16 protein-coding genes are annotated in these 20,037 nt (G+C 72.4%); 6 read left to right on the forward strand and 10 right to left on the reverse strand.

Annotation, left to right across the window (positions count from 1 at the left end; genetic code table 11):
* Positions 1 to 10: 10 nt before the first annotated feature.
* Positions 11 to 436 (reverse strand): ribonuclease domain-containing protein, encoded by a 426-nt coding sequence (locus ACFC0G_RS01160; RefSeq protein ID WP_376395208.1) that lies wholly within the window; start codon positions 434 to 436, stop codon positions 11 to 13.
* Between the two features lie 377 nt (positions 437 to 813).
* On the opposite strand from ACFC0G_RS01160, the gene ACFC0G_RS01165 reads away from it, so the two are divergent.
* A complete protein-coding gene (locus tag ACFC0G_RS01165) occupies positions 814 to 1,719 on the forward strand; it encodes a tyrosine-protein phosphatase (RefSeq protein WP_376395211.1) in 906 nt (301 codons plus the stop codon).
* Here the strand turns inward: ACFC0G_RS01165 and ACFC0G_RS01170 are convergent.
* From ACFC0G_RS01170 to ACFC0G_RS01190, 5 genes are all read right to left on the reverse strand, one after another.
* Entirely contained in the window at positions 1,647 to 3,380 is a 1,734-nt protein-coding gene (locus ACFC0G_RS01170) for a DEAD/DEAH box helicase (RefSeq protein ID WP_376395214.1), read from the reverse strand. The genes ACFC0G_RS01165 and ACFC0G_RS01170 overlap by 73 nt on opposite strands.
* A 319-nt stretch (positions 3,381 to 3,699) precedes the next feature.
* Positions 3,700 to 4,320 (reverse strand): TetR/AcrR family transcriptional regulator, encoded by a 621-nt coding sequence (locus ACFC0G_RS01175; RefSeq protein WP_376395217.1) that lies wholly within the window; start codon positions 4,318 to 4,320, stop codon positions 3,700 to 3,702.
* A gap of 27 nt (positions 4,321 to 4,347) precedes the next feature.
* Positions 4,348 to 4,857 (reverse strand): pyridoxamine 5'-phosphate oxidase family protein, encoded by a 510-nt coding sequence (locus ACFC0G_RS01180; protein WP_376395220.1) that lies wholly within the window; start codon positions 4,855 to 4,857, stop codon positions 4,348 to 4,350.
* Between the two features lie 79 nt (positions 4,858 to 4,936).
* The gene (locus tag ACFC0G_RS01185) at positions 4,937 to 5,317 is read right to left on the reverse strand and encodes a VOC family protein (protein ID WP_376395223.1); all 381 of its coding nucleotides are present in this window, start codon (positions 5,315 to 5,317) and stop codon (positions 4,937 to 4,939) included.
* Between the two features lie 4 nt (positions 5,318 to 5,321).
* The gene (locus ACFC0G_RS01190; protein ID WP_376395226.1) at positions 5,322 to 5,735 is read right to left on the reverse strand and encodes a MerR family transcriptional regulator; all 414 of its coding nucleotides are present in this window, start codon (positions 5,733 to 5,735) and stop codon (positions 5,322 to 5,324) included.
* Between the two features lie 70 nt (positions 5,736 to 5,805).
* On the opposite strand from ACFC0G_RS01190, the gene ACFC0G_RS01195 reads away from it, so the two are divergent.
* The gene (locus tag ACFC0G_RS01195) at positions 5,806 to 6,753 is read left to right on the forward strand and encodes an aldo/keto reductase (RefSeq protein ID WP_376395229.1); all 948 of its coding nucleotides are present in this window, start codon (positions 5,806 to 5,808) and stop codon (positions 6,751 to 6,753) included.
* A 9-nt stretch (positions 6,754 to 6,762) separates the two neighbouring features.
* On the opposite strand, the gene ACFC0G_RS01200 is transcribed toward ACFC0G_RS01195, so the two are convergent.
* Entirely contained in the window at positions 6,763 to 7,392 is a 630-nt protein-coding gene (locus ACFC0G_RS01200; protein WP_376395232.1) for a PadR family transcriptional regulator, read from the reverse strand.
* Between the two features lie 155 nt (positions 7,393 to 7,547).
* On the opposite strand from ACFC0G_RS01200, the gene ACFC0G_RS01205 reads away from it, so the two are divergent.
* On the forward strand, positions 7,548 to 8,672 hold the full coding sequence (locus ACFC0G_RS01205; RefSeq protein ID WP_376395235.1) for an LLM class flavin-dependent oxidoreductase: 1,125 nt from the start codon (positions 7,548 to 7,550) through the stop codon (positions 8,670 to 8,672).
* A gap of 105 nt (positions 8,673 to 8,777) precedes the next feature.
* Here the strand turns inward: ACFC0G_RS01205 and ACFC0G_RS01210 are convergent, their stop codons facing one another.
* The 3 genes from ACFC0G_RS01210 to ACFC0G_RS01220 all read right to left on the reverse strand — a co-directional run bounded on the left by ACFC0G_RS01210 (position 8,778) and on the right by ACFC0G_RS01220 (position 16,026).
* Positions 8,778 to 10,238 carry a glutamate synthase subunit beta gene (locus ACFC0G_RS01210; protein WP_376395238.1) on the reverse strand — a complete coding sequence of 487 codons (1,461 nt, stop codon included), beginning with the start codon at positions 10,236 to 10,238 and terminating at the stop codon, positions 8,778 to 8,780.
* Positions 10,231 to 14,796 carry a glutamate synthase large subunit gene (gene gltB, locus ACFC0G_RS01215; RefSeq protein ID WP_376395240.1) on the reverse strand — a complete coding sequence of 1,522 codons (4,566 nt, stop codon included), beginning with the start codon at positions 14,794 to 14,796 and terminating at the stop codon, positions 10,231 to 10,233. The genes ACFC0G_RS01210 and gltB overlap by 8 nt, the downstream gene beginning before the upstream one ends.
* Positions 14,797 to 15,297: 501 nt before the next feature.
* The gene (locus ACFC0G_RS01220) at positions 15,298 to 16,026 is read right to left on the reverse strand and encodes a VIT1/CCC1 transporter family protein (RefSeq protein ID WP_376395243.1); all 729 of its coding nucleotides are present in this window, start codon (positions 16,024 to 16,026) and stop codon (positions 15,298 to 15,300) included.
* A 267-nt stretch (positions 16,027 to 16,293) separates the two neighbouring features.
* Between ACFC0G_RS01220 and ACFC0G_RS01225 the strand changes: the two genes are divergently transcribed.
* The 3 genes from ACFC0G_RS01225 to ACFC0G_RS01235 are packed head-to-tail and all read left to right on the forward strand — an operon-like array spanning position 16,294 to position 20,028.
* A complete protein-coding gene (locus tag ACFC0G_RS01225) occupies positions 16,294 to 17,289 on the forward strand; it encodes an ADP-ribosylglycohydrolase family protein (RefSeq protein ID WP_056645764.1) in 996 nt (331 codons plus the stop codon).
* The gene (locus tag ACFC0G_RS01230) at positions 17,286 to 18,896 is read left to right on the forward strand and encodes an ADP-ribosylglycohydrolase family protein (RefSeq protein ID WP_376395247.1); all 1,611 of its coding nucleotides are present in this window, start codon (positions 17,286 to 17,288) and stop codon (positions 18,894 to 18,896) included. The genes ACFC0G_RS01225 and ACFC0G_RS01230 overlap by 4 nt, the downstream gene beginning before the upstream one ends.
* Positions 18,862 to 20,028: an ADP-ribosylglycohydrolase family protein gene (locus ACFC0G_RS01235; RefSeq protein ID WP_376395250.1), complete on the forward strand. Its 1,167-nt coding sequence runs from the start codon at positions 18,862 to 18,864 to the stop codon at positions 20,026 to 20,028. Before ACFC0G_RS01230 ends, ACFC0G_RS01235 begins: the two co-directional genes overlap by 35 nt.
* Positions 20,029 to 20,037: the final 9 nt, after the last annotated feature.

A 20,037-nucleotide genomic window follows, 5' to 3' on the forward strand; every position in this document is an offset into this window, starting at 1 on the left:
CGGCGGTGTGTCAGCAGCCGTGGTCGATCAGGTCGAACGTGGCGTAGTGGTCGGCCGTGTAGTAGTCCTCCTGGACGGAGTTCCCGGTCACGATGCGGCGGGCGCCGCGGGTCGAGACGCCCGGGGTCTTGACCGTGTACTCGTGGTAGTAGCCCAGCGAGTGGGACGGGAGGACCCCTTCCCGGTTCTGGAAGACGACGCCGTCCTGGCGGTACGGGAACGGGCCGCCCGCGTCGATCAGCCGCAGGGTGTCGTGGGCCTGGGACGGCAGGTCGGAGTAGCAGATGTCCCCGACGGCCGCGGTCGCCGCGAGCGAGGACGCGACTGTGACGGGTGCGGGGGCCGGCGCGGCGGTGGCGGGGGCGCCGAGGAGGAGGGAGGAGAGGAGGGCGGCGGCGACACCGCCGGCGAGGGTGAATCGAGGGGGGATGCGCATGGCTGGATGATGACGCGCGTAGAGCGGCCCCCGGAAGGCCGACGCCCTTCAATTCCCCGGACGTTCACCACTCGTCACCAGTCGTGGGGATGTCGTGCACGACGTTTCACCGAGCACGCCGGCGGGCTCGTCACCAGCCGGGCTCGTCACCGGCCGGGCTCGTCACCAGCCGGGCTCGCCACCAGCCGGGCTCGCCACCAGCCGGGCTCGCCACCGGCCGGGCTCGTCACCGGTCTCGCCACCGGGCACGCGTCACCGATCACGAGCAGGACCCTCCCGCCCGGACCCGGCGGCTGCTACCTTCCTCCCCAATCGTCTAACAAACGTTTGGTGGGCCCGTCCGCCCGTCAGCCCGTACGTCCATGAGGGAGTCCGTCATGCCCCTGTCCCGACGCGCGCTGCTCACCACCACCGGCGCCACCGCCCTGTTCGCGGCCCTGCCGGCGAACGCGGAGGCGCGCACGACACCGCGAGCCCCCCGGAACACGATCCGGCAGATCCCGCTCCAGGGCGCGGTCAACGTCCGTGACCTCGGTGGATACCGCACCTACGACGGCGGCCGGGTCCGTCACGGCCTCGCCTACCGGGGCGACCACCTCGGAAAGCTCACCGCCGCCGACCTCGCCACGCTCGCCGGGCTCGGCCTCGGCACGGTCGTGGACCTGCGGATCCCGCTGGAGGTCGGATACGACGGCGCCGACCGGCTGCCGTCCGGCGTGCTCCCGGTCGCCCGGCCCGTCACCGACAACGGTCTCTTCGGGCGCCTCATGGCCGCGATCGGCTCCCGCGACCCGGTGCGGCAGGAGGAGATGCTCGGCGGCGGGCGGGGCGCCGCCTTCATGAGCGACGTGTACCGGACCTTCGTCACCGAGCCCGCGAACCGGGCCGCCTTCGCCGCGAACCTGCGGGACCTGGCCGACCCCGCCCGGGGGCCGCTGCTCTTCCACTGCACCTCGGGCAAGGACCGCACCGGCTGGACCGGCTATCTCCTGCTCACCCTGCTGGGGGTGCCGACGGCGGAGGCCCGCGCCGACTACCTGGCCTCGAACACGATCCGCGCCGCCTACGACGCCCAGGTGCGCGAGGGCCTCCGGCAGGGCGGGTTCATGCAGAACCCGGACCTGATCGTGCCGCTCCAGGAGGTGCGTCCGGAGTATCTCGACACCGCCCTCGACCAGGTCCGGGCCTCGTACGGAAGCCTCGCCCGTTACTACTCCGTCGGCCTCGGCCTGGAGTTCCGCGACGTGCTGGCGCTGCGGGAACGGCTCGTGGCCGGCGCCTGACGCCCACCACGGCCGGCCCCCGCGGCGGCACCGCGCCCGGCGCCCGCGCCGGAACCGGAGCCCCGGCCCGTGCCGGAGCCGCGCGCCGCACCGGCCGCGGAACGGCCCGTGCCGCCCGCGGAGCGCCCGGAGCCGCCCGCGGAACCGGATCCACGGCCCGTGGACGTACCGGAGCCGGAGGCGCGCCCCGAACCCATCGACGTGCCGGTGGCGGCCGTACCGCCACCGGTGCCCGCGGGACGGCGACGACGGCCTCGGCCGGCGCCGGAGCCCGAGCCGCCGGCTCCCGCCGCCTTGCGCGGCGGGGTCGGCTGCGGCGTCTCGATGACGATCGGGACGCCCGAGGGCTCCTTGGCGCCGGTCAGATCGGTCAGGTGCTGGTCGCTGGACTTGATCTGCGCCGTACGGGGGCTGATGCCCGCGTTCGACATCAGCCGGCCCATGTCCCGCTTCTGCTCGGGCAGGACCAGGGTGAAGACGCTGCCGGACTCGCCGGCCCGGGCGGTCCGGCCGCCGCGGTGCAGGTAGTCCTTGTGGTCCATCGGCGGGTCGACGTTCACGACCATGTCGAGGTCGTCGACGTGGATGCCGCGGGCCGCCACGTTCGTCGCGACGAGCGTGGTGACCTGGCCGTTCTTGAACTGGTCCAGGGTCCGGTTCCGCTGCGGCTGCGAGCGCCCGCCGTGCAGGCCGGAGGCGCGCACGCCGTTGGCGAGGAGCCGCTTGACCAGCCGGTCCACGGACCGCTTGGTGTCGAGGAAGAGGATCGTCCGGCCGTCGCGGGCCGCGATCTTCAGCGTGACGGCCTTCTTGTCGGTCTCGTCCATGACGTACAGGACGTGGTGCTCCATGGTGGTCACCGCGCCGGCCGAGGGGTCGACCGAGTGCACGACCGGGTCGTCCAGGAACATCTTGACGAGCTTGTCGATGTTCCGGTCGAGCGTGGCCGAGAAGAGCAGCCGCTGGCCGCCGGGCTCGACCTGCTTGAGCAGCTTGGTGACCTGCGGCAGGAAGCCCATGTCGGCCATCTGGTCGGCCTCGTCGAGGACGGTGACGGCGACCTGGTCGAGACGGCAGTCGCCGCGCTCGATGAGGTCCATGAGCCGGCCGGGCGTGGCGATGAGCACCTCGGCGCCGCGCCGCAGCGCGGAGGACTGCCGGGAGATCGACATGCCGCCGACGACCGTGGTGATCCGCAGGCGCAGGGCGCCGGCGTACGGGGTGAGGGCGTCGGTGACCTGCTGCGCGAGCTCACGGGTGGGCACCAGGACCAGCGCGAGGGGCGCGGTCGGCTCGGCGCGGCGGCCGGCGGTGCGGGCCAGCAGCGCGAGGCCGAAGGCGAGCGTCTTGCCGGAGCCGGTGCGGCCCCGGCCGAGGACGTCGCGCCCGGCAAGCGAGTTCGGGAGGGTCGCGGCCTGGATCGGGAACGGCTCCGTCACACCCTGCTCGCCCAGAATCCGCAGGAGGCCCTCGGGCATGTCCAGGTCGGCGAAGGAGGCCACCGCGGGGAGCGCGGGCGTCACCGTCTCCGGCGGAGTGAACTCGCTCGGCGGCGGGGGCGCGGTGGGACGACGGCCACCGCGGGAGGCCTTCGGCTGTGACGTGGACTTCGCCTGGGCGGTGCGGGGGCCGCGCTTAAAGGGGCGTTCGGAGCGGGTCATGCGTGCCTTCCTGGCCGGTGCTCGCGGCACAGCCGGGGCCCGCACCTGCACGATGCGGGCCCCGGCTGTTCTACCCGGAACACGCGAACGGGCCCCGGCTGTGTCTCCCGGAGCACGTGAACGGACCCCGGCTGTTTCTCCCGGAACACGCGATACGCACTCCGGATGTCTCTACCGGAACAATAGTGCGCCTCAGGACCTTCCCGCCCCGCGCGACCGATGCCCGGACGGATCAGACCAGGCCCGGACGCCGCGACGTGGGCGACTTCACAGCCGTTCGGTGATCGTCGGGTGGACCCGGCCCTGTCGGGCACTCCCTTCACGCGCGTACGGCGACGCCGTCCAGGACCATGCTCAGGTACTGGCGGGCGATCTCCTCCGGGCTGTGCTGCCCACCGGGCCGGTACCAGGACGCGGCGACCCAGACGGTGTCGCGCACGAAGCGGTACGTCAGCCGGACGTCGAGGTCCGCCCGGAACACCCCGGCCGCGACCCCGCGCTCCAGCGTGCCGAGCCAGGCCTTCTCGAACCTCTCCTGCGAGTCCACGAGGTAGTGGAAGCGGGGCAGGTCGGTGAGGTGCCGGGACTCCTTCTGGTAGATGGCGACGGCGGCGCGGTGCCGGTCGATCTCCCGGAAGGACTCGGTGACCAGGGCCTCGATGGTCTCGCGGGGCCCGAGCCCGGCGTCGAGGACGGCGTCGTACCCCTCCCACAGCTCGTTCAGGAAGCTGGAGAGGATCTCGTCGAGCATCGACTCCTTGGAGTCGAAGTGGTAGTAGAGGCTGCCGGCGAGCATGCCGGCGGCGTCCGCGATCTTGCGCACGGTGGTGGCGTTGTACCCCTGGGCGGCGAACACCTCGGCCGCCGTGTCGAGGAGCTCACGGCGCCGCTCGGGCCCGGCACTCACCTGGGTCTTCTTCTTGCTGACAGTGTTCGGCACCCGTCCATTCTGGCCCCAGCGGGTGTCTCAGGACTCCCCGCGCGGCGGGCTGTCGTCGTTGCCGCGCCGGATCGTCCGCGCCGGACGCCCGGGGGCCCAGGTCCGCACGACCAGCTCCTCGCCGTCCACCCGGGTCCGTACGACCTCGGTGGGCTCCACCCGGAAGAGGTGGAAGGGCAGCGGCGCGCCGGCCTCGGAGGCGTACCGGTCGACGGTCTCCGGGTCGGTGATCTCGACCGCCCGCCCGGAGACGCGGACGTCCCCGCCGCCCATGTCGGTGCCGGAGCCGGGGTTGGCGAGCAGCGCGAAGCGGGGGTCGCGGCGCAGGTCGAGCGCCTTGCGGGAGTTCGGCATCATGCCGAGCCAGAGCTCGCCGAAGCGGAAGTCCGCCTCGATGCCGCTGAGGCGGGGCGAGCCGTCCTTCCGTACGGTGGCGAGCGCGTGATGGGTGTACTGCCCGAAGCGCTCGCGCACGGCCGCGGCGAGCTCGGGTTCGGCGGCCTCGAAGGCCGACCAGGTGGTTCCGGTGTCTCCCATGACTCCAGGAAACCCCGGATACCCGACATCTTCTGTCCGGATTACTCCGAACGTTTCCCGAAAGGCTCGGGCGGCCGGCTCAGGAGGCCGCGGCGCGCTCCGCCGCACTGCGCTCGACGCAGAACTCGTTGCCCTCCGGGTCCCCGAGGGTCGCCCAACCGGTGCCGTCGGCGTTCCGCCGGTCGTCGAGCAGGGTGGCGCCGAGGGCGAGCAGCCGCTCGATCTCCTCGTCGCGGGTGCGGTCCTGCGGCTGGAGGTCGAGGTGGACGCGGTTCTTCACCGCCTTCGCCTCGGGGACCTGGATGAAGAGGAGGTTCGCGCCGGGCGACTCGACGGTGGCCTCGGGGTCGCCGGGGAAGTCGTCGTCGGCGAGCTTCGCGTCCAGCGCCGCGGCCCAGAAGCTCGCCAGGGCGTGGGCGTCGGCGCAGTCGATGGTCACGTGGCGTACGAGAGAAGTCATGGCGTCATGATCGCCCGGGCGTCGCGGCGCCGGCCACCGGAATACCCATCGCCCGGTCGGTGGCGGCGAGTTGCCGGTTCTCGGTGACCGCGACGAGTGCCGCGAGGGAGGAACGGGTGTCCTGGAGGCCGTGGATCTTCTCGTCGATGGCGTCGAGCTGGGCGACGAGCATCGGGCTGAGGCAGGGCTCGATCTCCGCCTCGCTGCCGCAGACGCAGTCCAGGACCTCGGCGATGACCCTGGTCGGCAGTCCGGCGCCGAGGAGGGCCCGGATGCGGCGGACGACGGCGGGGGCGTCGGCGCCGTACACCCGCTGCCCGCCCGGGGTCCGCTCCGAGGAGAGGAGGCCCTGCTCCTCGTAGTAGCGGAGCAGCCGGACGCCGACCCCGGTCTCACGCGACAGCTCACCGATCTTCACTGTGACCCCCCTCACATCGGCCCGTTCCCGCTTGAAGCTCACACCGGTGTGAGCTCCTACGGTTCCGGACATGACGAACAGCACGAACACCACGAATGACACGAACACCACGGACGCCGAAGCCCGTACCGACCGGACGTCCGGCATCGACCCGACGATATTCCAGCTCGGCGGCGACCTCCCGGTCCGGCGCATCGGATACGGCACGATGCGCCTCGCCGACGGCCCCGGCGACCCGACGGGACCCGAGGCCCGCATCTGGTCGGCCCCGGCCGAGCGGGCGGCCGCGCTGGCCCTGCTGCGGACGGCCGCCGAGGCGGGGGTCACCCTCTTCGACACGGCCGACGCGTACGCGCTGGGGGCGGGCGAGGAGCTCCTCGCCGAGGCGCTGGCTCCGTACGGCGACGCCGTGGCGGTGGCCACCAAGGTCGGTGTGGTCAGGCCCTCCCCCACCGAGTGGGTGCCGCTCGGCCACCCCGCCTATCTGCGCCAGCAGGCCGAACTGAGCCTGCGCCGGCTGCGGACGGAGCGGATCGACCTGCTGTACCTGCACCGCCTGGACGAGAACTACCCGGTCGCCGAGCAGGTGGGCGCGCTGCGCCGGCTCCAGGAGGAGGGCAAGGTCCGGCACATCGGTCTTTCGGAGGTGACGGTCGCCCAGCTGGAGGAGGCCGAGGCGGTCGCCCCGGTCGCCGCGGTGCAGAACCTCTACAACCTGGCGACCCGCGACCACGAGGCCGTGGTCGCGCACACGGCGGGCCGCGGCATCGCCTTCGTCCCCTTCTTCCCGATCGCCATGGGCGGGCACGCGGGGCCGGACGGCCCGGTGGCCCGGGTCGCCCGCGAGGTCGGCGCCACCCCGTCCCAGACGGCCCTGGCCTGGCTCCTGCACCGGGCCCCGCACATCCTCCCCATCCCCGGTACGTCCTCGGCGGCGCACCTCCTGGAGAACCTGGGCGCGCTCGACGTCACCCTCACCGAGGAGCAGTTCGCGCGCCTGGGGAAGAAGGAGGACTGAAGCCGACACTCACGGCCGTGGAGGCTCGGTCTCCAGCCGCTCGGCCTTCAGCCGCTCGATGTCCAGCCGCTCGATGTCCGCGAGCATGGCGTCGGCGAGGTCGCGCTCGGCCGCGTAGTACCGCTCGGCCCAGGTGAGGGTGAGCCGGGGGTACGCCCACGCCTCGTCGGCACCGGCGTCCGCCACGTCGGCCTCGGCACGGAGCCGCATGCTCTCGGCGTACTCCCGGTGTCCGGCCAGGATCTCGCGCATCCGGTCGGGTTCGACGAGATGGCCCAGCCAGAGCCGCAGCATCGGGCCGTGCTTGAGGACGGGCGGGTCGAGGGGGGCCGTGCGGGCCCAGGTCCGGACGGCGGCGAGGCCCTCGTCGGTGATCCGGTAGACGCGCTTGTCACGGGTGCCGGCCTCCGGTGCGACCAGGCGCGAGGTGGCGTAGCCGGTCTTCTCCAGCCGCTTGAGCTCGCTGTAGATCTGACTGAACGACGGGCTCCAGTAGAAGAGGCGCAGCGACCGGTCCGACCACTTCTTGAGGTCGTAGCCGGACAGCTCCCGTCCGAAGGAGAGCAGTCCGAGCACGGCCCAGCCGGTCGCCGGAAGCCCGGGCAGCGGTTCCGGAGTCCCCTCCGTCTTCTCGTCCACGGGCGGAAGTGTACGGCGCTTCCCTCCTCTCCCTATGCCTGCTAGAAGTATTTCGATTAGGCATATCCGCCGCGCAGGACCCTACGCAGGACCCCGCACGGGTCCCTGCACGGGTCCCCGCACAGGTCCCCGCTCAGGTCCGGGAGGAGCTCACCGTGAAGTTCTCCATGATCTTCGAAGCACAGCTCGTCGACCCCACCCCCGCACGCGAACGCGCGGTCATCCACGACTGCGTCGAACAGGCCGTCCTCGCCGAGGAGATGGGCTTCGACCGCGTCTGGGCGGTCGAGCACCACTCCCTCACCCAGTACGCCCACATGAGCGCGTCCGAGATCTTCCTGACCTGGGTCGCCGCCCGTACGCGGACGATCCGCGTCGGCCACGGCGTGGTCACCATGCCCTTCGGCTACCAGCACCCGGTCCGGGTCGCCGAACGCGCCGCCATGCTCGACGTGCTCTCCGGCGGCCGGCTCGACGTGGGCGCCGGCCGGGGCGCGACCCGCCAGGAGATGCGGATGTTCGGGGTGGACCCCGAGGACACCCGGCCGCAGACCGAGGAGGCCCTGCGGATCTTCGCCGCCGCGTGGCGCGAGCCGGAGTTCGAGTGGCACGGCTCCCTCGACATCGGCCCCGGCGCGGTCCTGCCGCGCCCCGTGCAGCACCCGCACCCGCCCCTCTTCATGGCCTGCTCGCAGCACGACTCCCTGCGGCAGGCGGCCGAACTGGGCATCGGGGCGCTGGTGATGGGCTTCGCGGGCGCCGACGACGTCCGCGCGATGCGCGCGGTGTACGACGGGGCCATCTCCGTACGGGACGGGTCGCGGTTCGTCTCCACGGAGGTCAACGACCACTTCTCGGCCCTGTGCCCGACGGTCGTCCTGGACGACGCCGACCGCGCGCTGCGGCTCGGCACGCGCGGCCAGCGCTTCTTCGCCGAGTCGATCGCCCACTGGTACGGCGGCGCCCCCGCGCCCACCGGTTACGCGGAGGACGAGGACCACACGGGCGCCCTGGAGGAGGAGCGGCGGAAGCTGGTGGCCCGGCTCCACGAGGCGAGCATCCCGGCCCGCCCGGTCGACACCGGCACGTACAACACCGACCACGCGTACGGGGACGCCGCGACCGCGATCGCCTACGTCGAGCGGCTGCGGGAGATCGGCGTCGACGAGGTGATGTGCCTGATCCAGATGGGCACGGTGCCGCAGGAGGTCTGCCTGGAGACGATCCGGCAGTGGGGCACGAAGGTCATCCCGCACTTCCGGGCGCTCTCCGGCGGGTGAACGCACCGCGGCGCCCTCCCAGTCGTCCGGTCGGGGACATTCGGGGGGCGCCGCGCTCAGTTCCGCACGTCGTTGTACGGGACGTTCAGGGGTGATCCGGCGGGATCAGACCGTCAGCGAACGGTCCGTCGGGCGAATCGGGGCCGGCAGCGAGCTGGCTCCGGTCAGGAAGCGGTCCACGCCACGAGCGGCGGAGCGGCCCTCGGCGATGGCCCACACGATGAGGGACTGGCCGCGACCCGCGTCACCGGCGACGTACACGCCATCGACGTTGGTGGCGAAGTCCGCGTCACGGGCGATGTTACCCCGCGCATCCAGGTCCAGACCAAACTGCGCGACCAGGCCGTTCTCCACGTCCGTTCCGGTGAAGCCCATCGCGAGCGTGACCAGCTGGGCGGGGATCTTGCGCTCCGTGCCCGGCTTCTGGGTCAGCTTGCCCTCGACGAACTCGACCTCGACGAGGTGGAGGAACTGGACGTTGCCGTCCTCGTCGCCCTCGAAGTGGGTGGTGGAGACGGAGTAGACCCGCTCGCCGCCCTCCTCGTGCGCCGAGGTGACCTTGTACAGCATGGGGAAGGTCGGCCAGGGCTGGCCGGCGTTCCGGTCCTCGCCCGGCCTGGGCATGATCTCCAGCTGCGTGACCGAGGCCGCGCCCTGGCGGTGCGCCGTACCGACGCAGTCCGCGCCGGTGTCGCCGCCGCCGATGACGACGACGTGCTTGCCCTCGGCGGTGATCGGCGGGGCCACGAAGTCGCCCTCGACGACCTTGTTGGCCAGCGGCAGGTACTCCATGGCCTGGTGGATGCCGTTGAGCTCGCGGCCCGGGACGGGCAGGTCACGGGCGGTGGTGGCGCCGGCGGCGATGACCACGGCGTCGAACCTCTTGCGCAGGTCCGTCGACGTCAGGTCGCGGCCGATCTCGATGCCGGTGCGGAACTTGGTGCCCTCCGCGCGCATCTGCTCGATGCGGCGGTTGATGTGCCGCTTCTCCATCTTGAACTCGGGGATGCCGTAGCGCAGCAGGCCGCCGATGCGGTCGGCACGCTCGTACACGACCACGGTGTGGCCGGCCCGGGTCAGCTGCTGGGCCGCGGCGAGACCCGCCGGGCCCGAGCCGATGACGGCGGCGGTCTTGCCGGACAGGCGCTCGGGCACCTGCGGCTTGACGTCGTTCGCGTCCCAGGCCTTGTCGATGATGGAGACTTCGACGTTCTTGATGGTGACGGCCGGCTGGTTGATGCCGAGGACACACGCCGACTCGCACGGAGCCGGGCACAGGCGGCCGGTGAACTCCGGGAAGTTGTTGGTGGCGTGCAGGCGCTCCTGCGCCGCCGACCAGTCCTCGCGGTAGGCGTAGTCGTTCCACTCGGGGATCAGGTTCCCGAGGGGGCAGCCGTTGTGGCAGAACGGGATGCCGCAGTCCATGCAGCGGCCGGCCTGCTTGCTGATGATCGGCAGCAGGGAACCGGGAACGTAGACCTCGTTCCAGTCCCTGACTCGCTCGCCCACCGGCCGGGTCTTGGCGACTTCGCGCCCGGTGGTCAGGAAGCCCTTGGGGTCAGCCATTGGTCGCCGCCTCCATCATCTTCTCGGTGGTCTCGGTCTCGGAGAGACCGGCGAGCTCAGCGGCGTCCTTGGCGGCGAGCACTGCCTTGTACGTGGTGGGGATGATCTTGCTGAACCGGTCCGCGTTCGCGTCCCAGTCGGCGAGGAGCTTCTGGGCGACCGTCGAGCCGGTCTCCTCCTGGTGGCGGCGCACGACGTCGTGCAGCCACGCCTTGTCGGAGTCCGACAGGGACTCGACCGCTCCCAGGTTGCCGGAGTTGACGTTGTCCCGGTCGAGGTCGACGACGTAGGCGACGCCGCCCGACATGCCCGCCGCGAAGTTGCGGCCGGTCTCGCCGAGGACGACCGCCGTACCGCCGGTCATGTACTCGCAGCCGTGGTCGCCCACGCCCTCCGAGACGACCAGCGCGCCGGAGTTGCGGACGCAGAAGCGCTCGCCGGTGCGGCCGCGCAGGAACAGCTCGCCGCCGGTCGCGCCGTAGCCGATGGTGTTGCCCGCGATGGTCGAGTACTCGGCCAGGTGGTCGGCGCCCCGGTCCGGGCGGACGACGACGCGGCCGCCGGAGAGGCCCTTGCCGACGTAGTCGTTGGCGTCGCCCTCCAGGCGGAGGGTGACACCGCTCGGCAGGAAGGCGCCGAAGGACTGGCCGGCGGAGCCGGTGAACGTGATGTCGATGGTGTCGGCCGGGAGGCCGGCGCCACCGAACTTCTTCGTCACCTGGTGGCCGAGCATGGTGCCGACCGTGCGGTTGATGTTGCGGATCGCGACCTGGGCGCGGACCGGCTGCGCCTCCTCGGCGGAGGCGGCGTTCAGGGCCTCGGCGGCGAGCTCGATCAGCTCGTTGTCGAGGGCCTTCTCCAGACCGTGGTCCTGCTCGATCAGGGCGTGGCGGACCGCGCCCTCGGGCAGCTCGGGCACGTAGAAGAGCGGCTCCAGGTCGAGACCCTGCGCCTTCCAGTGCGTGACGGCACGGCTGGTGTCGAGCAGCTCGGCGTGGCCGACGGCCTCTTCGATGGTGCGGAAGCCCAGCTCGGCGAGGAGCTCGCGGACCTCCTCGGCGATGAACTCGAAGAAGTTGACGACGTACTCGGCCTTGCCGGAGAACCGGTCGCGCAGGGCGGGGTTCTGGGTGGCGATGCCGACCGGGCAGGTGTCCAGGTGGCAGACGCGCATCATGACGCAGCCGGAGACGACGAGCGGCGCGGTCGCGAAACCGAACTCCTCGGCGCCGAGCAGCGCGGCGATGACGACGTCGCGGCCGGTCTTGAGCTGGCCGTCGGTCTGGACGACGATGCGGTCGCGCAGGCCGTTGAGCAGCAGGGTCTGCTGGGTCTCGGCGAGGCCGAGCTCCCAGGGGCCGCCCGCGTGCTTCAGCGAGGTCAGCGGGGAGGCGCCCGTTCCGCCGTCGTGGCCGGAGATGAGGACGACGTCCGCGTGGGCCTTGGAGACACCGGCGGCGACCGTGCCGACGCCGACCTCGGAGACCAGCTTCACGTGGATGCGGGCGACCGGGTTGGCGTTCTTGAGGTCGTGGATCAGCTGAGCCAGGTCCTCGATGGAGTAGATGTCGTGGTGCGGGGGCGGCGAGATGAGGCCGACGCCGGGCGTCGAGTGACGCGTCTTGGCGACCCACGGGTAGACCTTGTGGCCGGGCAGCTGGCCGCCCTCGCCGGGCTTGGCGCCCTGCGCCATCTTGATCTGGATGTCGTCGGCGTTGACCAGGTACTCGCTGGTGACGCCGAAGCGGCCGGAGGCGACCTGCTTGATGGAGGAGCGGCGCGCCGGGTCGTACAGGCGGTCCGGGTCCTCGCCGCCCTCACCGGTGTTGGACTTGGCGCCCAGCTGGTTCATGGCGATGGCGAGGGTCTCGTGCGCCTCGCGGGAGATGGAGCCGTACGACATGGCGCCGGTCGAGAACCGCTTGACGATCTCGCTGACGGACTCGACCTCGTCGACGGAGATCGACGGGCGGTCGGAGGTGATGCCGAAGAGGCCGCGGAGCGTCATGAGGCGCTCGGACTGCTCGTTCACCCGCTCCGTGTACTGCTTGAAGATGTCGTACCGCTTGTTGCGCGTGGCGTGCTGGAGGCGGAAGACCGTCTCCGGGTCGAACAGGTGCGGCTCGCCCTCGCGGCGCCACTGGTACTCGCCGCCGATGTCCAGGGCGCGGTGCGCCGAGGGGACGCCGGAGACGGGGTACGCCTTGGCGTGGCGGGCGGCGACCTCCTTGGCGACGACGTCGAGACCGGCGCCGCCGATCTTGGTGGCCGTGCCGTTGAAGTACGTGGCGACGAAGCCGGCGTCCAGGCCGACGGCCTCGAAGACCTGCGCGCCGCGGTAGGAGGCGACGGTGGAGATGCCCATCTTGGACATGACCTTGAGGACGCCCTTGCCGAGGGCGTAGATCAGGTTCCGGATGGCCTGCTCGGGCTCCAGGCCCTCGATGAAGGTGCCGGCGCGGACCAGGTCCTCGACGGACTCCATGGCGAGGTACGGGTTGACCGCCGCGGCGCCGTAGCCGATGAGCAGGGCGACGTGGTGGACCTCGCGGACGTCACCGGCCTCGACGAGCAGACCCACCTTGGTGCGCTGCTTGGTGCGGATGAGGTGGTGGTGGACGGCCGAGGTGAGCAGCAGCGAGGGGATCGGCGCGTGCTCGGCGTCGGAGTGCCGGTCGGACAGCACGATCAGGCGGGCGCCGCCCTCGATCGCGGTGTCGGCCTCGGCGCAGATCGCCTCGATGCGGGCGGCGAGGGCCTCGCCGCCGCCGGAGACCCGGTAGAGACCGGAGAGGGTCACGGCCTTCATGCCGGGCATGTCGCCGTCGGCGTTGATGTGGATGAGCTTGGCCAGCTCGTCGTTGTCGATCACCGGGAAGGGCAGGGTCACGCTGCGACACGAGCCGGAGGTCGGTTCGAGCAGGTTGCCCTGGGGGCCCAGCGAGGAGCGGAGGCTCGTCACGAGCTCTTCACGGATGGCGTCCAGCGGCGGGTTCGTGACCTGCGCGAAGAGCTGGGTGAAGTAGTCGAAGAGCAGCCGCGGGCGGGCGGACAGGGCCGCGATCGGGGAGTCCGTGCCCATGGAGCCGAGCGGCTCGCCGGCGGTGCGGGCCATCGGGGCGAGGATGACGCGGAGCTCTTCCTCGGTGTAGCCGAAGGTCTGCTGGCGGCGGGTGACCGAGGCGTGGGTGTGCACGATGTGCTCGCGCTCGGGGAGGTCGGAGAGCTCGATCTCCCCGGTCTCCAGCCACTCCTGGTACGGGTTCTCGGCGGCGAGACCGGCCTTGATCTCGTCGTCCTCGATGATCCGGTGCTCGGCGGTGTCGACGAGGAACATCTTGCCGGGCTGGAGGCGGCCCTTGCGGACGACCTTGGCGGGGTCGATGTCGAGGACGCCGACCTCGGAGGAGAGGACGACGAGGCCCTCGTCGGTGACCCAGTAGCGGCCGGGGCGCAGGCCGTTGCGGTCGAGGACCGCGCCGACCTGGACGCCGTCGGTGAAGGTGACGCAGGCCGGTCCGTCCCAGGGCTCCATCATCGTGGAGTGGTACTGGTAGAAGGCGCGGCGGGCCGGGTCCATCGAGTCGTGGTTCTCCCACGCCTCGGGGACCATCATCAGGACCGCGTGCGGCAGGGAACGGCCGCCGAGGTGGAGCAGCTCCAGGACCTCATCGAAGGAGGCCGAGTCGGAGGCGTCCGGGGTGCAGATCGGGAAGATCCGGTCCAGCGAGCCCTCGCCGAAGACGGCGGAGTCGAGCTGCGCCTCGCGGGCGGTCATCCAGTTCCGGTTGCCCTTGACGGTGTTGATCTCACCGTTGTGGGCGACGAAGCGGTACGGGTGGGCCAGCGGCCAGCTCGGGAAGGTGTTGGTGGAGAAGCGGGAGTGGACCAGGGCCACGGCGGAGGCGCAGCGGCGGTCCGACAGGTCCGGGAAGAAGGGCTCCAGCTGGCCGGTGGTCAGCATGCCCTTGTAGACGATCGTGCGGGCGGAGAGCGACGGGAAGTAGGTCGCGGCCTCGCGCTCGGCGCGCTTGCGCAGCACGAACGCCTTGCGGTCCAGCACGATGCCCGTGGCCGTACCGTCGGCGTCCTTCACGAACAGCTGGCGGAAGACCGGCATGGTGGAGCGGGCGGAGGCGCCGAGCAGCTCGGGGGCGACGGGAACCTCGCGCCAGCCGAGGACGGTGAGGCCCTCTTCGGCGGCGATCGTCTCGATCTTCGAGACGATCTCGTCCGTGCCGTCCTCGGGGAGGAAGGCGATGCCGACGGCGTACGCGCCGGCCTCGGGGAGCTCGAATCCGGCGACCTCGCGGAGGAAGGCGTCCGGGACCTGGAAAAGGATGCCGGCGCCGTCTCCGGAGTCGGGCTCGGAGCCGGTGGCGCCGCGGTGCTCGAGATTGCGCAGTACGGTCAGCGCCTGCTCGACCAGTGCGTGGCTGGCTACACCAGTGAGGGTGGCCACGAATCCGACACCACAGGCGTCGTGTTCGTTACGGGGGTCGTACATCCCCTGCGGAGCAGGGCGACCGTCCATGGGCGACCAGGCGTCGGAACGCATCGGCTCTCCCGTCGTCGTATTGGCATATGCAGATGCCGAGGGACGACGTTGGCCCTCCGCGAAATTTCGTGCAGGTTACATGATGGCTGGCTTCTCGCGAAGTGGATAGCTCATTCCAGCATGCGGACACCACCGACACGCAATGGTGGTGTGTTCTCACCTGTGGGGTGCGAGGACAGGGGGCTGTCCCGCGGGGGACGGACCGGGGGGGGAGCCGGAGGATCTCCGGGCTTCCGGCGGTCCGACACTGAGTGGGCCTCATTGCCCAACGACGCTCATGCCTTCTTCCCGTTGGTCACGGGTTCGAAACCGCCGGGTAACCGGCTACTTATGTGGCGTCGTGCATAGTGTCTCATCGCCGCGGCGGATCCAGCCAGGGATATACGTCACAACCGATACGGGCCCTTCGTCCCGAAAAGGTGCCCCAAAATGCCGAAAAGGCCCCTTGTAGGGACCTCCCGGCCTTCTCTGCGGGTACGGAATCCGTTCCGATATCCGGAGCTACAACGCCGCTCCGAAGAGCATCCCGAGCCCGTACGTGACGGCGGCCGCGGCCCCGCCCAGGACCAGCTGGCGCATCCCGCTGAAGAGCCAGCCGCGGGCCGTCACCCGGGCCACCAGCGCGCCGCAGGCGAAGAGCCCGAGGAGCGCGAGCAGCACGGCGGGCCACAGCGCGGTCGCCCCGAGCAGGAACGGCAGGACGGGGAGCAGGGCGCCGAGCGCGAAGGAGGCGAAGGACGACACCGCGGCGACCATCGGCGACGGCAGGTCGTCCGGGTCGATGCCGAGCTCCTCGCGGGCGTGGATCTCCAGGGCCTGCTCCGGATCCCGGGAGAGCTGCATGGCGACCTCGCGGGCGAGCGCGGGCTCGACGCCCCGGGACACGTACAGCGCGGCGAGCTCCTCCATCTCGTCGATGGGGTGCTTGCACAACTGGCGGCGCTCGACGTCCAGTTCCGCCTGGACGAGCTCGCGCTGCGAGGCCACGGAGGTGTACTCGCCGGCCGCCATGGAGAAGGCACCGGCGGCGAGCCCCGCGACGCCGGTGATGACGACGGTCTGCGTGGAGACCGCGCCGCCGGCGACACCGGTCATCAGGGCGAGGTTGGAGACGAGTCCGTCCATCGCGCCGAACACCGCGGGCCGCAGCCAACCGCCGTTCACGTCACGGTGCGTGTGGTTGTCGCGGTGGGCCTCGTGCAGTGGCGCCTGAGCTTCGATGATGGACATGGCTCTCCCCTCGTTCCGGCGGGCCGGGTCGCACCCGCCGCCCCCAACACCTCGAAAATACGCGCGATGTAAGGGGCCCGCCAGCAAGGCAGGCCGTACTTACTAAGGCGCCCCTTAGGAGTGCCCCTCCGGGTGAACCTGGTTCTGGCGAGGTGTCAGCCGGGTGACAGAGACGTTTCTTCAGCGAGTTCGCGGCGCGCGGTGGCACAGATCCAGGCATCGGGGCACGCCGCACTGCGCGCCCCCACCGAGGAAGGGGCCGCGAGAATGACGACCACGGCATGCGACACGCGCGAACGGGCGAGGGGGGCGCTCCTCGGCCTCGCCGTCGGCGACGCGCTCGGCGCGCCCGCCGAGAACATGCGCCCCTCGGAGATCCGCCGCCGATGGGGCCGCATCGAGGGCTTCGTGACGGACCGCCCGGCGGGCACCGACGACACCGAGTACGCGATCTTCTCGGCCCTGCTCCTCGCCCGGCACGGCTCGGCGCTCACCGTCCACCACGTCGAACGGGCCTGGCACCACTGGATCGCCGACCTCGACGAGGGCCCCTTCCGCGGCGCGGGCTTCTCGGAGCGCGGCACGCTGGAGAACCTCCGCCGGGGCCTCGCCGCACCCATCTCCGCCCAGCACCGCCACGCCTGGAGCGACGGGCTCGCGATGCGCGCCGCGCCCTTCGGGGTCTTCGCGGCCGGACGTCCGGCGGAGGCGGCGCGCCTCGTCGCGATCGACGGCAGCGTCAGCCACGAGGGCGAGGGCATCTACGGGGGCCAGGCCGTCGCGGCGGGCGTCGCGGCGGCGATGGCGGGCGCGGGGGTGACCTCGATCATCGCGGCGGCGCTCTCCGTCGTCCCGATGGACTCCTGGACGGCCCGCTCCCTGCGCCGCGCGGTCGTCGCCGCGCAACGCGTCCAGCCGGACCCGCTCACCCGCGAACGGCAGGTCCGCTCGGCGGTCGTCATCGGCGGCTACCCGTGGACGGACCTGGCACCGGAGGCGGTGGGCCTGGCCTTCGGCGCCTTCGCGGCGGCCCGCGGGGACTTCCGTACGGCGGTCCTGACCGCGGTCAACATGGGCCGCGACGCCGACACGACGGCAGCGGTCGCGGGCGCCCTCGCCGGAGCGATGGCGGGCGCCTCGGCGATCCCGGAGGAATGGTCGACGGCCATCGCCCCGGTCACCGGCAGCTGCCTGCCCTCCATGCGCGGCTACCACGTCCTGGACATCGCGGACCTGCTGACCCCGGAGGAGACCCTGACATGACCGCAAACACGACGACGACCACCGCGGCGGCCGCGGCCGCCACCCCGGGCGCCACCGCCACCACGGGCGCCACCGCTGCGGACACCGCCGCCCCAGCAGGCGCTACCGCCACCAACGCTGTGGGCACCACCACCGCGCCGGCTGTGGGCAATCGTCCCGCAGGGCGGGACGGGTGGGCACAGCCCCCGATGCCGGGCACCGGCCCCCTGCTCGGTGACCCGCAGGCCCCCGCCCCGCTACTGGGCGCCGACACACTGGCCCCCGCCCCACTGCCGGGCACCGAAACCCTGGCCCCCGCCCCACTCCCAGGCACCGACACACAGGCCCCCACCCCACTCCCGGACACCCACCCCCTGGCCCCCGCCCCAGTACGCGGGACCGGATCATGGGGCGCCGGCGCCCACGAGGCCCCGCAGCCCGACGCCCCTCAGCCGAAGGCCCCCCGCAGGGCCGGTCGCGACAAGACCGAGGGCCTCCTCCTCGGCCTCGCCGCAGGCGACGCCGCCGGCTGGCCCGCCGCCCGCCACCGCGCCGCCCGCATGCCGGAGTGGACCCGCCGCCTCACCCGCGAACTCGACACCTTCGCCGAGCAGAACGCGACGACCACCCTCCCCGTCCCCATCGCCCTCAACCAGCCCCCCGAGCCCCTCCGCCTCGGCCCCTCCGACGACGCCGAGTGGGCGGCCTTCACCGCCGAGGCGATCCTCACCGCCTCCGGCCCCGTCTTCGCCGGCCTCCCCCCGGAGCGCCGCCTCCGCGCCGCCGTCGACCTCGCCTGGAACGCCCTCGCCGGCCAGGTCGCCGCCGCCGCCGAGCGCGCCCCCGAGGTCGAGTCCGCCGTCCTCCCCCTCCGCGCCCGCATCTCCGTACGCGCCGGGCTCGGCAATCTCGCCACCGGTCTGCGCCCGCCCGCCACCGGCCACGACAACCCGCACTACTTCGACGACGCCGCCTGCGTCCGGGCGGCCGTCCTCGCCGTCGTCCACCCCGGCGACCCGCACGCCGCCGCCGAACTCGCCGAGTTCGACGCCCGGTACACCCAGGACGGGGACGGCGTCCACGGCGCCCGCGCGACGGCGGCGGCCGTCGCCGCGGCCCTCGGCGGGGCGACGGTCGACGAGGCCGTCGAGGCGGCACTCGCCGAACTCCCGCCCGTCACCGAGATCGGCCGCAACGCCCGGTACGCGGTGAAGCTGGCCCGGACCGCCGGTTCGGCCTTCGAGCTGGTCCCGCTCCTGGAGCACCGGATCGTGGACCACGTCTACAGCTACGGGATCGCCGCCGCCGAGACCGTCCCGGTCGCCCTCGCGCTCGCCACCGCCGCCCGGGGCGAGATGACGGCGGCGGTACCGGCCGCCGTCTGCCTCTCCCGGGTCGCGGACTCCGCCCCCGCGCTCGCGGGCGCGCTCACCGGCGCGCTGGGCGGCGGCCGTTCGGTGCCGGCGACCTGGCGCGAGGCCTGCCGGACGCTCGCGGGGTGCGCGCTGCCCCGGCTCGCGGGGACGGATCTGGTCGAACTCGCCGGGCTCCTGGGAGCCACGGAACCGGCCTCCCCAGGTGGACAATTCCGACATGACACCCACACTGGCTGTGCCCACCCTGGATGACCGGATCACCGGCAGCCTCCTCGGGGCCGCCGTCGGCGACGCGCTCGGCGGCCCCGTCGAGGGCTACACCCCCCAGCAGATCCTGGAGCGGCACGGCGGCCGCGTCACCGGGATCGTCGGCCCCTGGAACGGCGACGACTGGCGCACCGCCCGCCCCATCGCGCCGTACCACAAGGGCGACGGGCACGTCACCGACGACACCTTGATGACCCACGCCCTGATCCGGGTGTACGAGAAGGTCCGCAGCCACCTCGACGCGTACGCGGTCGCGGACTTCCTCGTCCCCGAACTCATGGGCTCCCCCGTCTGGATCCCGGAGCTGGAGGCCGAGGCCCTCCCCCTCCAGCGGATCTTCCTCGCCGAGAAGTGGCTCGTGGCCCGGCTCCACTACGGTCACGTCGACCCGCGCGAGGCCGGTGCCGGCAACATCGTCAACTGCGGCGCCGCGATGTACATGGCGCCGGTCGGGCTCGTCAACGCCGGCCACCCCGCGGCCGCCTACGCCGAGGCCCTCGACGTCGCGGGCGCGCACCAGTCCTCGTACGGCCGGGAGGCGGCGGGCGTCTTCGCGGCGGCGGTCGCCGCGGCCTGCGCGCCGGGCGCGACGCCCTCCTCGATCGTCGACACAGCCCTCACCCTCGCGAAGGACGGCACCAGGTCGGCGATCGAGGCGGTCGCGGAAGTGGCGGCCCGCCACACGGACTTCGAGTCCGCGCTCACCCCGCTCCGCGCGGCGGTGGCCCCCTTCGACACGGTCGGCCCCGACTACCGCTCCCCCTCCCTCGGCGCCCGCCGCCCGTCCCGCCTGCACGCGATCGAGGAGCTGCCGATCGCCCTGGGCATGCTGCTCGTCGGCGAGGGCGACTTCCGTCGTACGGTCCTGGGGTCGGTCAACTACGGCCGCGACTGCGACTCGATCGCCACGATGGCGGGCGCGATCGTGGGCGCCCTGCACGGCGAGTCCGCCGTTCCCGCCGACTGGGCGAAGCGGGTCGCGGAGGCGAGCCGCCTCGACCTGCACGCCCCGGCGGCGGCGCTGGCCCGGGTGACGCGCGAGGTCTTCGCCCAGGACGAGAAGGCGCGCCGGGCGCACGAGGCGGCCTTCACGACACTGACGAGCGCGGACCGGTGAACCTCCGGC

Origin of the sequence: Streptomyces sp. NPDC056169 (assembly GCF_042268445.1) — a bacterium.
Taxonomy (GTDB): Bacteria; Actinomycetota; Actinomycetes; order Streptomycetales; family Streptomycetaceae; genus Streptomyces.